Annotated in this window: 13 protein-coding genes; 9 read left to right on the forward strand and 4 right to left on the reverse strand. The window is 51.3% G+C overall.

The features are described 5' to 3' along the window. The first annotated feature begins 7 nt into the window (after window positions 1-7). Entirely contained in the window at window positions 8-751 is a 744-nt protein-coding gene (locus LKE53_01560; protein ID MCH3971451.1) for an ABC transporter ATP-binding protein, read from the forward strand. A gap of 102 nt (window positions 752-853) precedes the next feature. On the opposite strand, the gene LKE53_01565 is transcribed toward LKE53_01560, so the two are convergent. The 3 genes from LKE53_01565 to LKE53_01575 form a co-directional block, all read right to left on the reverse strand. After that, window positions 854-1,258, reverse strand: coding sequence for an HIRAN domain-containing protein (locus tag LKE53_01565; GenBank protein ID MCH3971452.1), 405 nt, complete (start codon window positions 1,256-1,258; stop codon window positions 854-856). Window positions 1,259-1,342: 84 nt separating this feature from the next. After that, entirely contained in the window at window positions 1,343-3,982 is a 2,640-nt protein-coding gene (locus tag LKE53_01570; protein MCH3971453.1) for a cation-translocating P-type ATPase, read from the reverse strand. 292 nt (window positions 3,983-4,274) lie between these two features. Continuing rightward, on the reverse strand, window positions 4,275-5,270 hold the full coding sequence (locus LKE53_01575; protein ID MCH3971454.1) for a hypothetical protein: 996 nt from the start codon (window positions 5,268-5,270) through the stop codon (window positions 4,275-4,277). 170 nt (window positions 5,271-5,440) lie between these two features. On the opposite strand from LKE53_01575, the gene LKE53_01580 reads away from it, so the two are divergent. From LKE53_01580 to LKE53_01600, 5 genes are read left to right on the forward strand one after another with little or no spacing between them, the layout of a single operon-like run. Then, window positions 5,441-5,791 (forward strand): GntR family transcriptional regulator, encoded by a 351-nt coding sequence (locus LKE53_01580; GenBank protein MCH3971455.1) that lies wholly within the window; start codon window positions 5,441-5,443, stop codon window positions 5,789-5,791. 5 nt (window positions 5,792-5,796) lie between these two features. Next, window positions 5,797-6,651, forward strand: a complete 855-nt coding sequence (locus tag LKE53_01585; GenBank protein ID MCH3971456.1) for an ABC transporter ATP-binding protein — start codon at window positions 5,797-5,799, stop codon at window positions 6,649-6,651. After that, window positions 6,648-7,262, forward strand: a complete 615-nt coding sequence (locus tag LKE53_01590; protein MCH3971457.1) for an ABC-2 transporter permease — start codon at window positions 6,648-6,650, stop codon at window positions 7,260-7,262. The genes LKE53_01585 and LKE53_01590 overlap by 4 nt, the downstream gene beginning before the upstream one ends. A gap of 51 nt (window positions 7,263-7,313) precedes the next feature. Further along, window positions 7,314-7,787: a methylated-DNA--[protein]-cysteine S-methyltransferase gene (locus tag LKE53_01595; protein ID MCH3971458.1), complete on the forward strand. Its 474-nt coding sequence runs from the start codon at window positions 7,314-7,316 to the stop codon at window positions 7,785-7,787. Between the two features lie 7 nt (window positions 7,788-7,794). After that, window positions 7,795-8,487 (forward strand): DNA alkylation repair protein, encoded by a 693-nt coding sequence (locus LKE53_01600; GenBank protein MCH3971459.1) that lies wholly within the window; start codon window positions 7,795-7,797, stop codon window positions 8,485-8,487. Here LKE53_01600 and LKE53_01605 read toward each other — a convergent pair. Then, on the reverse strand, window positions 8,484-9,098 hold the full coding sequence (locus LKE53_01605; protein ID MCH3971460.1) for a cytidylate kinase-like family protein: 615 nt from the start codon (window positions 9,096-9,098) through the stop codon (window positions 8,484-8,486). The two genes, LKE53_01600 and LKE53_01605, sit on opposite strands and share 4 nt — an antisense overlap. 510 nt (window positions 9,099-9,608) lie before the next feature. On the opposite strand from LKE53_01605, the gene LKE53_01610 reads away from it, so the two are divergent. From LKE53_01610 to LKE53_01620, 3 genes are read left to right on the forward strand one after another with little or no spacing between them, the layout of a single operon-like run. Further along, window positions 9,609-10,658 carry an ABC transporter substrate-binding protein gene (locus LKE53_01610; GenBank protein MCH3971461.1) on the forward strand — a complete coding sequence of 350 codons (1,050 nt, stop codon included), beginning with the start codon at window positions 9,609-9,611 and terminating at the stop codon, window positions 10,656-10,658. Window positions 10,659-10,704: 46 nt separating this feature from the next. Beyond that, on the forward strand, window positions 10,705-11,625 hold the full coding sequence (locus LKE53_01615) for an ABC transporter permease (GenBank protein MCH3971462.1): 921 nt from the start codon (window positions 10,705-10,707) through the stop codon (window positions 11,623-11,625). Then, window positions 11,594-12,403, forward strand: coding sequence for an ATP-binding cassette domain-containing protein (locus tag LKE53_01620; GenBank protein ID MCH3971463.1), 810 nt, complete (start codon window positions 11,594-11,596; stop codon window positions 12,401-12,403). The genes LKE53_01615 and LKE53_01620 overlap by 32 nt, the downstream gene beginning before the upstream one ends. Window positions 12,404-12,513 lie beyond the last annotated feature (110 nt).

Below are 12,513 nucleotides of genomic sequence, written 5' to 3' on the forward strand. Positions count from 1 at the left end.
ACCAGACATGGAAACAAAATTGACAGCAGAGGGTATCTCTAAAAGTTATGGAGACAACAAAATTTTAGAGAATGTAAGCATTGAGCTACGCGACCAGGAGATTGTCAGCCTTCTGGGAATCAGCGGTGCCGGAAAGACCACTCTTTTCAATGTGATTTCCGGTCTGATGCAGCCGGACTGCGGCCATGTGTACCTGAAAGGCAAAGAGATTACCGGCTGCGCGGGACACGTTTCCTATATGCTGCAAAAAGACCTTTTGCTGCCTTACCGCACGGTGGTGGACAACACCGCTCTGCCGCTCATCCTGCACGGTATGCCCAAAAAAGAGGCACGTGCAAAAGCCGGTGCACACTTTGCGGAGTTCGGGCTGGAGGGAACCCAGAAAAAGTGGCCGTCCCAGCTTTCCGGCGGCATGCGGCAGCGCGCCGCGCTGCTGCGCACCTATCTTGGCAGTGAGGGTGTTGCCCTTTTAGATGAACCTTTTTCCGCACTCGATACGATTACAAAAGATGCAATGCACACATGGTATCTCAATGTAATGCAGAAAATAGAGCTTTCTACACTGTTTATCACGCATGATATTGACGAAGCAATTCTGCTTTCTGACCGCATTTACATTCTTTCGGGGCGGCCAGGCAAAATCATCGCCGAGTTTCCCGTGACAGAGCCGCGCCCGCGCACGCGCGAGTTCCTTTTAACCGATACTTTCTTAAAATACAAGCGCAGGATTATTGATTGCCTGAAGATCTGAATATACAAGCAAAGCGGCAGAGAAAACTCTCTGCCGCTTTGCTATATCTATTCTTTTGTGGCAGAGAGTTGTTTTTATCACTTCCGCGTTGAACGAATGAGTTCAGTTGTCTGCTCTTTCTATCTGTTCTTTCATGCGGCGGTCAAGTTCCGCCAAAGTGCCGAATTCCAGCTTACAGATGATTTTAGTAAAGCTTGTGAAACATACCCGCACGTAAAAGCGCTTTGGTACACGGTCGTACAGGCGTCCGGCGCTCATGGTGCCGCCGGCAGTAGTGCTGGGGGAATTTGCTACATAACCGACGGTGCCGAGCATTGGCAGCGAACAGCAGATTGCCTCGTCATCATAGACATTTTCCGGCTCTTTGCGACAGCGAATCAGCTGACCGATGCGGAAAGGCTGCAGCCCATAATAATGCTTAAAACCTGTAATCGTCAGGTAGATATCGGCTGGCACGGTTGTCTGTGTGCTGGGATGCTTTGGATGCAGCTTGCAGTGATAAGTCATATTTCTCACCTCCTGCTTTTATTTTAGCAGGAGGAAAGTACTATTATCTGTACTTATAAAGAAATACAGGAAAGACAGAATGGCTTACATGTCTTTGCCGGCGCGGCGGTTCATACTGTCGAGAAGCACTTTGATTATTTGAATGATGACGGTTGGTGCAAAGGCCAGCAGCGCAATCTGCAGGACCAAGCCGCCGGTAAGCGGCGCCACCTGAAACAGGCGGGAAAGGCCCGGCACAAATAGTACCAGTGCCAAAAGCCCGGTCCCCGCACCAAAAGCCATTAAGGAGTAGGGATTGGAGGTAAGGCCCAGGCGGAAAATAGATTCTCTGCCGCGGCAGTTAAAGCCGTGGAACAGACGCGCGAAGGTCAGTGTTGAGAATGCCATGGTGCGTGCCAGCGCGGCACCGCCTGCCGAAAGACCGCTGTAGTAGGCAGTCATAACGAAAACGGCAATCAGCGCGCCCTGCCCGAGAATTTGGAAAAACAGACTGCGGGTTAAGATGGGCTCTTTCGGGTTGCGCGGCTTTTGGTCCAAAAGGCCGCGGCGGGCAGATTCCATACCGATTGCAACAGCAGGCAGGCTGTCGGTCAGCAGGTTGATAAACAAGAGGTGCACCGGCGCAAAAGGCACCGGCAGCATCATCAAAGAAGTAAACAGCACACATAGAATGGCTGACATGTTGCCGGAAAGTAGAAATTTAATTGCATTTTTAATATTGCGGTACAAATTGCGGCCATTGACAACTGCCTTGACAATGGTTGCAAAGTTGTCATCTGAAAGAATCATAGAGGCGGCATCTTTGCTTACCTCAGTGCCGGTAATGCCCATGGCTACGCCAATATCGGCCTGCTTTAGGGCCGGCGCATCATTTACGCCGTCGCCTGTCATAGAAACAACACAGCCGCGTCTTTGCCAGGCTTTGACAATGCGGATTTTGTGTTCAGGTGAAACACGGGCATAGACAGAAATCGAGGGAAGCTTTTGGTCCAGTTCTTCGTCGGTCATTGCGTCCAGTTCCGGGCCGTCTACAGCAATATCGCCTGGCTCAAAGATACCGATTTGTTTTGCAATGGCGGCGGCTGTTACTTTGTGGTCACCGGTAATCATCACCGTGCGGATACCAGCGCGCTTTGCGTCCGCAACAGACTGCACAGATTCTTCACGCGGCGGGTCAATCATGGAAATCAGGCCAATAAAGGTAAAGTGCTGTTCGTCTTCCAGGGTTAGCGGGCGCACTTTTGGCAGGCGCCGAAATGCAAAGGCCAGCACGCGCAGGCCCTGTGCGGAAAGGCTGCGGTTGACTTCTGCAATCTCCTCGCGGTCCTTTTGGGTCAGCGGCACCTCGCCTTCGCTGGTATACAGCTTGTCACAGCGCTTTAAAAGCACATCAATTGCGCCTTTGGTCAGCATGGTGGGCACGCCCTCCAGACAGTGCAGAGTGCTCATCAGTTTGCGGTCAGAGTCAAAGGCAAGCTCGCTCAGGCGCGGGTGCTGTCTGCGGTAAGTTTCCTCTTCTACGCCGAAATAGACGCCAAGGTGTACCAGGGCTACTTCGGTAGGGTCGCCAATGGGCGCGCCCGTTTCGTCGTCAATTGTGGCGTCGCTTGCCAACAGAGCGGTCTTTAAAAGCAGGCGCTGCGGGTCATTCGGCAGCTGCAACTCTTTTGCGGGCAGCAGTGTTCGGTCAGCGTAAATTTGCTGTACCGTCATGCGATTTTGGGTTAAGGTTCCTGTTTTGTCAGAGCAGATTACCGATACACACCCTAAGGTTTCTACAGCTTTCAGTTCTTTGATAATCGCATGCTGCTTTGCCATCTTTTGGGTACCGATTGCCTGCACAATAGTTACAATCGAGCCGAGTGCCTCTGGAATAGCGGCGACCGCCAGGGCAACCGCAAACATCAGGGAGTCCAGCACCGACATACCTGTGCGCAGATAAGAGAGCAGGAATACAATGGCACATATAGAAATGATGACAGCAGAAAGCTTTTTGCTGAAATCGTCCAGGCTTTTCTGCAGGGGTGTGCGGCGCTCTTCAGCCTGCCCCATCAAGGAAGCAATATGCCCCAGTTCGGTGTTCATACCGGTGCCGGTGACAACGATCGTTGCGCGTCCGTAGGTCACCAGCGAGCCGGAAAAGACCATGTTGGTTTGGTCACCTAAAGCAATTTTTCCTGCGGGCAGGGGTGCGGCGGCTTTTTCCACATCCACGCTTTCGCCTGTCAGTGAACTTTCATTTACTTTTAGAGAGTAGCTTTTCAGCACACGGCCGTCTGCCACCACCATATCGCCGGCTTCCAGCAGCACAATATCGCCGGGTACGACCTGCTCAGAGGGGATTTCTTCCCGGCTGCCGCCGCGCAGAACTTTGGCAGTGGGGGAAGAGATGGCTTTTAGGCTGGCAAGCGATTTTTCCGCTTTAGTGTATTCCACAGTACCTAAAATAGCATTCAGAAGAAGTACGGCGAAAATAACAATCGTGCTTTCTCCCTGGCCCGAAATCATAGAGATAATTGCCGCCACGACCAAAATACCCACCAAAAGATCTTTAAATTGCTCTAAAAAGACGACCAGCGTACTTTTACGTTTGCCCTCTTTCAGTCGATTGGGGCCAAAGCGCTGCAAGCGCTCGCCGGCCTCTTGGGCAGAAAGGCCCTCGTGCCGGCTTTCCTTTTCCCGCAGAACTTCTTCTGCGGATTTGCTGTAAAAATTCTCTGCCATGTAAAAACGCTCCTTTGGTTTACTGTAAGCGGCAGGCAATAAAAAAAGACTTTTCGCCGGCCGTTCACGCAAAATGAACAGTCATTCGAAAAGTCTTGTTACCGAATTCGGCACACGCTGCCAGGCCCGCAGGCCGAGGTGTTGACAGTCGCGTTTTCAAACTACTCCCCTTTAGAAGACGCTTCTAGTATACGAGAAGCAGCAGAAAATGTCAAATTATTTTCGCTTGCTGCTGCGGCAATACAGAAAGTATGCCCGAAAAAGCATCGGTTTATGTTCTTGTGCAAAAAAGTCAGTTGGTGCCGTTTGCCGTGTCGTTGGTTGTGCCGGCATCATTTCCGCTGGCAGAGGTGGTTTCTTCCTGCTGCTTGCTGGAAGCCGGCTGCTCGGGTGTTTTGCTCTCTGCTGCAGAGGGCGCTGCGCTTTCTGCTTCTTTGCTGGAAGCTTCCGTGTACTTTTCCGAAGAAGCGGTGCCGCCATTGTCATTGTTGGCACTGCTGTGGTGGGAAGAGTGGCTTTGCGGCGTATTATCTGTATTGCCGCCGTTGTCAGTTGCACTGTTTCCGTTGTCAGCAGCAGAGTAGTTGTCTGTCTGTTGGGTACTGTCGGTTTGCTCGCTGCTGTCAGAGGATACAGCGGAGGAAACAGAGGAAGAAACAGTAGAGGAGGCTGTACCGCTGAAATTGCAGGAATGTCCCAAAACGGCAAACAGCAGAACCACGACTACAATGGCAACAATCACACCGATGACAACCAGTGATTTATTGCCACGGCCGGGGTCCGGCGCGGGGCGGCGCTGATCTTCATAGTAGTTGTCATAGCCGTCGTCGGCGTCATCAGGATTATTGTATCTGCGGTCATCCTCGTAGTCTTGATCGTCTTCATAGCCGCGGTTATCATAATCGCGGTCATCATCGTAGTCTTGGCCGTCTTCATAGCCACGGTTGTTATCCTTGCGGTCATCCTCGTAACCTTGCCCGCCTTCATAACCGCGGCTGTTATTCTCGCGGTCATCCTCGTAGCCTTGGCCGTCTTCATAGCCGCGGTTGTTATCCTCGCGGTCATCCTCGTAGTCTTGGCTGTCTTCATAACCGCGGCTGTTCCGCTCATTCCGGTAACTGCGGCCGTTATCATTCTGGCTGCCACCGTAATCTTCATCTTCCGGATAGGGCGGGTAGCTTTCGCGGCCGCCGGTCTGCTGCTTTGACGAATTGCTGCGCTGACTGCGGGGAATATACTGCGTATCATTCATAGAGGGGTCCTGTTGGTTCTTTCTGCCCCATTTCATGTTTATATTCACTCCTTCTGTCAATAGCTGTTTCACAGTATACCATAAAACAGCCTAAAAGGAAAACGGTATTTTCCTGTTGAAGCAGTTGACAGCAATACATAAGCTGTATATACTGTATATATACAGCCATGAACGGAGGCGTTCCTTTGAAAATCTGGGTAGACCGCATGGGCAGTCAGCCTATTTACAGCCAAATCTGCCTGCAAATCAAAAAGCAGATCTGTACAGGCAAACTGAAAGAGGGGGAGCTTCTGCCTTCCATTCGTTCCCTTGCAAAAGAGCTGCGCATCAGCGTTATCACCACCAAGCGTGCTTATGAGGAACTGGAGCGTGAGGGTTATCTTTACACAGTGGTGGGTAAAGGCAGCTTTGCTGCCAAAAAAGAACTGCCGCCGCTGCAAAAGGAAAAACTAAAAAAGCTGCGCGGGCTGCTGCAGCAGGCTGGGGTGCTTGCAAAAGAATGCGGAGTCAGCGATGAAGAGCTGTTGGGGCTGTATCAAAGTTTGAAAAAGGAGTAAGTTGTATGGACGCGATTGAAATGACAGATCTTTCCAAGCACTATGAGGATTTTGCGCTGCAAAACATCAATCTGCGCCTGCCGTCAGGCTGTATCATGGGGCTTGTCGGTGAAAATGGAGCAGGAAAAAGCACAGCAATTCGCCTGCTGATGAATGCCATTGCCCGCGACAGCGGCGAAGTAAAGGTCTTAGGGGTAGACAACACCCTGCCGCAGTTTAATGCTGTCAAGCAGGAAATCGGCATTGTGCTGGATGAGGCGCATTTTCCAGAGGTGCTGAATGCCCGGCAGGTAAACAATATTATGCGCGGTACCTATACCCGCTGGGATGAAAAGCAGTATTACAGTTACCTGAAAAAATTCAATCTGCCGGAAAAGAAAGCCTTTAAAGATTACTCCCGCGGCATGACGATGAAGCTTGCCATTGCTGTTGCGCTGTCACACCACGCGCGGCTGTTGGTGCTGGATGAGGCTACCGGCGGACTGGACCCGATTGCCCGCGACGAGATTCTCGATATCTTTTACGATTTTACGCGGGAATCGGATCATTCTATTCTGCTTTCGTCCCATATTGTCAGTGATATGGAAAAGCTGTGCGATTATATTGCTTTCCTGCACAAAGGGAAGCTGCTGTTTTGTGAGGAAAAAGACCGCTTGCTGGAAATGTACGGCGTGGTGCACGGCAGCAGGGAAGAAATCGAAAAACTGCCGGCAGAGGCCCGGCGGGGCAGCTTGCGCCGAAATGACTTTGGCGCAGAAGCGCTGGTGCTGCGCAGCAAGGTGCCTGCGGGAGTTCCGGTTGACCGTGTCAATATCGAAGATATTATTATATTTTTGGGCAGGGAGGAGAGTCGGATATGAAAGCGTTGCTGCTGAAAGATTTTTATGTGATTACCAAACAGATGAAATTCTTTCTCATTTTAATCATTGTATTTGCAATGATACCGAATACCTCTATGGTCGCTTTTGCCACGATGTACGCGGCAATTCTGCCGGTCAGTGCCATGGGCTATGATGAGCGCTGCAAATGGAACACGCTGGCGTGTATGATGCCCTATTCCGCAAAAGCGATTGTCATGAGCAAGTATGTAATGGGTTACCTGGCGGTTGCAGTGGCGGTTGCGGCGGCAACTGTCGGCACTTTGGTACAGAGTATCTTTATGGGCAGCAGCGTGCTGACTACATTTTTGCCGACTATGCTTGTTTGCGTCTGCATAGCGCTGGGTATGCTGGCGCTGCAGATGCCGATTATGGTTTCCAAAGGGGTGGAAAAGGGGCGTATGTTCCTGCTGATGACCTTTTTTCTAATTTTCTTTATGGTAATTTTCCTCTCGAATTTTGCTGAGGCCGCGAACCTTTCAGCACTGCCCTTTTGGAAAGCGGCCTTTTGGCTGTTGCCGTTTTTGATTGCTGCGGCAAATGTATTGTCCATTCATCTTTCCAAGCGTTCCTATCAAAAAAAACGCGGTTAAAACCACGCTTTTGGAAATAAGACTTCTTCCTTATAAAAGGGGTACCGTGAAATGCTTTCCTATATAAAAATGAAAAGCCCGGTCGGCACGCTGCTTTTGGCGGAGGACGGCAGGGGACTGTGCCAGGTGGAGCTGAAGGAAACGCTTATGGGAGCGCAGAAAAGGCAGACACCGCTGCTTTTGCAGGCAGAAGAGCAGCTGAACCAATATTTTGCCGGAAAGCGCCGCAAATTTTCCCTGCCGCTTTCTGCCCACGGTACACGCTTTCAAATGCAGGTTTGGCAAGCATTGCAGCAGATTCCTTACGGTGAAACACGTACATACGCCCAAACCGCCGCGGCGGCCGGCAGCCCGCGGGCTTTTCGTGCGGCGGGAATGGCCTGCAACCGCAACCCACTGATGATTGTGGTGCCGTGCCATCGGGTAATCGGTAAAGACGGTTCTCTGACCGGCTTTGGGGCCGGAATCTGCGTCAAACAGTTTTTGCTGCAGCTGGAACAGAAAACGCTGCGGGGAAAGGTATAAAGACAGCATGACAGAAGAAACACTCATCACCAAACTGAAAGCTTTGGCAGAGCCGGGCTACCGTACATTTTCCGGCAGGCTGCTGCCACCACAGCAAGCCGAAAAACTGCTGGGGGTGCGCCTGCCGCAGCTGAGAAAAATTGCCTGGGAAATTGCCCGCGGCGACTGGCGCTCTTTTTTGCGGGAATGCCCGGACAATTATTTTGAGGAAACCATGCTTCAGGGAATGGTTATCGGCTGTGCGGCAAAAGAACCGGCAGAGGCCATTTTGTACAGCAAAGCTTTTTTACCGAAAATTGACAACTGGTCGGTCTGCGACAGCTTTTGCGCGGGGCTGAAACTGGCCCGTAAATATCCGCAGCAGATGTGGGACTTTGTTGCGCCCTGTGTTACTGCAGAGGGCGAGTTTACCGCACGCTTTGGTCTTGTAATGCTGCTGGATCATTTTGCAGAGGAAGCCTATGCTCCGCGTGCGTTTTCGCTACTGGACCGCATGCACAGCAGCGGTTACTATGCCAAAATGGCAGCGGCCTGGGCGGTTTCCGTGTATTACGTCCACTGTCCGCAGATGACGGAAGCTTATCTAGATTGCAGCCAACTGGATGATTTTACGTACAATAAAGCTTTGCAAAAAATCACAGAATCTTACCGCGTGACGCCTGCGCAAAAAGCCGCCGTGCGCGCCAGAAAACGCGGTTAATTTGTTTTCATGCTGCTTGCTTCGATAATCAACTGTACAGCACCCTCAAAGCTGATGTTTCCGGTATTTAGGCACAAATCGTAGCATTCGGGGTCGTTCCAGTGCTGACTGGTATAAAAGCTGCAGTAAGAAGCGCGCTGCTTGTCGGTCTTGGTGACGATTTCTTCCGCCTTTTTGGGGTCAATGCCGTAGTCACTGACAGCGTGCTGTACGCGAAATTTGCGGTCGGCATAGAGAAAGACCCGAAAGATGTGCGGCCGGTCGCGCAGAATATAATTGGCACAGCGGCCCACAATTACACACGGGCCTTTTTCGGCAGCTTCTTTGATAATTTGCTCTTGCAGCAGAAACAGCTGATCATTCAGGGGCAGGTTGGTAGCGGTCCTGGGCATTCCGAAACAATAATTGCCCATTACCAAAGAATACAGAATGCTGCTGGCATGCTTTTCGTCTGCGGACTGAAAGAAAGCTTCGCTGACGCCGCTTTTTTTGGCGGCCATAGCTACCAGCTGCTTGTCGTAAAACGGCACCTGCAGTTTTTCTGCCAGCAGCTGGCCGATTTGGCGGCCGCCGCTGCCGTATTGGCGGGCGATGGTAATCAGGTTTTGCATAAGAATGCGCCTCACTTTTAGCATAATATACAAATTATATATTTTAAGTATACTGTAAATGCGGCAGTATGTCAAATAATCGTGTGAAAAACTGCCTTTCGTGCGGGTTGGTTCCTGTTGTAAATTTTGCTTGACAAATGCTTCCCGCTGTTTTATGATAGGGCTAATCAAATAGTTTTTGAAACCTGTGAGAAAGACGAGTATGCCGACAGGCACTTTTGCAGAGAGCCGCGCGTAGATGAAAGCGCGGCATAGTGCGGCGGGCAGAATGGACTTTTGAGGGCAAACCAAACGGCCGCATGGCCTAGTAGGGGCGACGGATTCTTTCTCCGTTAAAAAGGAAGCGCGTATGTTTCTGTGCGCGGCAGAGCGGGCGTCTGCTTTTTGGCGGCGTCAATCCGGGTGGTACCGCAGGAGTGTAAGTTATGGCTCTTGTCCCTGTTTTATACGGGGGCAGGGGCTTTTTTATACCTGCTCCCCAGCTTATAAACAGTCTATGAGGAGGAATTTATGATGAAAAAGTATGGCAAACGTTTTTTGGCGGCAGCTCTTGCGGGGGTTATGGCACTGGCCTGCACGGCCTGTGCAGGCAGCGGTGCGGCAGCTTCTTCCGGCAGTGCGTCTGCTGCCGGTTCTGCGGCGGCAGGCAGTAAAAAAATCGGCGTAATTCAGTATACGACCGTTCCTTCATTGGACAACTGCTACAAGGGCTTTTTGAAGGGCCTTGAGGACGAGGGCTATGTCAAAGATAAAAACCTGACGATTGATTTCCAAAACGCCCAGGCAGAAACCGCTACAGCAGATACAGAAGCCCAAACCATGGCAACGAAAAAATATGACCTGATTGGTGCCATTGCCACTCCGGCAGCAATGAGCGCCTATGCCGCAGCAAAGGCAAATGATATTCCGGTCGTTTTTACGGCAGTCAGTGACCCGGTGGCGGCAAAATTGGTGAAGAGCCTCGACCAGCCCGGCAGCGTTGCTACCGGCAGCAGCGACCAGCTGCCTCTGGAAGCACAGGTCAAGATGATTCGCGCGTTTTTGCCAAAAGCAAAGAAAATCGGTATTTTGTATACCACCAGTGAGCCCAATTCTGTTTCTACTTTAGAGCGGCTGAAAAAGATCGCGCCAAAGTACAATTTTGAGGTGGTCGGCCAAGGCGTAACCAACGACAGCGAGGTAGCTTCTGGTGCACAGGCACTGGTTGCCAAGGGCGTTGACTGCTTTAACAACTTCACCGACAACAACGTAGTCAACAACCTGCAGAGCGAACTGCAGGCAGCTAATAAGGCTGGCATTCCGGTTTTTGGCTCGGAAGAAGAGCAGGTACGCGGCGGATGCCTTGCCTCTGTCAGCATCGACTACACCGCCCTGGGTGAAGAAACCGGCAAAATCGCCGGCAAGATTTTGAAAGGTGAAGCAAAACCGCAGGATACAAAAGTGTATACCAGCGAAAGTGGTACACCAATTTATAATACGGATGTTGTCAGCACTTTAAAACTGACAGTGCCGACAGATTATCAAAACGCCACAAAGACCACAACAACTAAAAAAGCCTGAGTAAAACAGGGCCTTGGCTGCGGAATAAAAGAAGGGGAGTAAAGCTTTGGATATCTTTCTGGGCCTTGTGCAGGTTGTGCTGCGTGAGGGATTCATTTACGGCATTATGGCAGTGGGTGTCTACATCACCTATAAAGTGCTGGATTTTCCGGATTTAACCGTAGACGGCTCGTTTCCGCTGGGCGCGTGCACGGCGGCAATGCTGATTACGGCGGGGGTAAACCCATGGCTTGCCTGCCTGATTTGTTTCGCGGCTGGCGCGGCGGCTGGCGCAGTTACAGGCTTTTTGCATGTGCGGCTGCATATTACAGACCTGCTTTCCGGTATTTTGGTGATGACAGCCCTTTACAGTGTGAATATGGCGATTACCGGGAAGAAAGCGGTTGTGTCTTTCTTTGATATGCCCACGATTTTCAGCAGTGGGCTGGGCGGCACTCTGCACAGCGCTTTGGGCCAGTGGGGCTGGGTCATTATGGCCGCCATTGTGTGTCTGGTAATTAAGCTGGTTATTGACCTTTACCTGAAAACGCGCTCGGGCCTTTTGCTGCGGGCGGCAGGCAGCAACGCAAAGTTCGTTGTTTCGCTGGGCAAAGATCCCGGCCGTATGAAGATTTTGGGCTTGATTTTGGGCAATGGCCTTACGGCCCTTTCTGGCTGTGTACTGGCACAGCAGAAAGAGAGCGCTGACGTTACCTCTGGTACCGGCATGGTGGTTATGTCACTGGCAGCGGTTATCATTGGCGTATCTCTGCTGGGCAGAGTGCGCTGGATGAAGCCGACGATGATGGCGGTTATCGGCATGATTCTGTACCGCGCCTGCTTGACTGTCGCCATGCAGCTAGGGCTGGATACCAATTACCTGAAAATGCTGATGTCTATTATCTTTGTCATCGCGCTGGTAGCAAGCCGGTTTGCGTCCGGGAGGAGGAAGCACAATGTCGTCACAGTCGACCGCAGCAGCATCTGAGCCGCTGGTTCGTATGCAGCATATCTACAAAACCTTTAATCCCGGTTCTGTCAATGAAGTGGTGCTGTTCCAGAACTTTAATCTGCAGATTGAAAAGGGTAGCTTTGTCGCGGTGGTTGGCAGCAACGGCTCCGGAAAAACCACGATTTTAAACCTGCTCTGTGGCAGCATTCCGGTAGATTCCGGTTCTATCTTTTTGAAAAAGCGTGATATCACAAAGCTTAAAGAACACACGCGCTCGCGCTTTATCGGCCGTGTGTTCCAAGACCCAGCCATGGGCACGTGCCCGTCTTTGACAGTGCTGGAAAATATGGCGCTGGCCGACAACAAGGGCGGCAGCTTTTTACTGCAGCCTGGTATCAACCGCCGCCGCGCCGATTATTACAAACAAGAGCTTTCTCTGCTTCACATGGGGCTTGAGGATAAACTCGGCGTACAGGTGGGCAGCCTTTCGGGTGGGCAGCGGCAGGCGCTGGCGCTGCTTATTGCAACCATGACGCCGATTGACCTGCTGATTTTGGACGAACACACCGCTGCACTGGACCCGAGTTCCAGCAACAATGTGATGGAGCTGACGCAGCGGGTTGCCGAAGAAAAACACGTGACTATGCTGATGGTAACGCATAATCTGAAGTTTGCGGTTGCCTATGGCGACCGGCTCATCATGATGCACCGCGGAAATATCATTTTAGATGCGGCTGGCGAAAAGAAAAAAGCACTGGATGTCCACGACCTGACCAATCGCTTTGATGAAATCAGCGTAGAGGACGGCAACTGAAATATAAATATTAAATATAAATAAGAAGCGGGCGGCAGCAGTGCCGTCCGCTTCTTATTTAGGTGCATTTTAGAGCAGAGAAACGGCCTTGCTGTAAAGAAGCAGCGGCT

The organism is Oscillospiraceae bacterium (genome assembly GCA_022483045.1).
In the GTDB taxonomy this organism is placed as follows: Bacteria; Bacillota; Clostridia; order Oscillospirales; family Acutalibacteraceae; genus Caproicibacterium.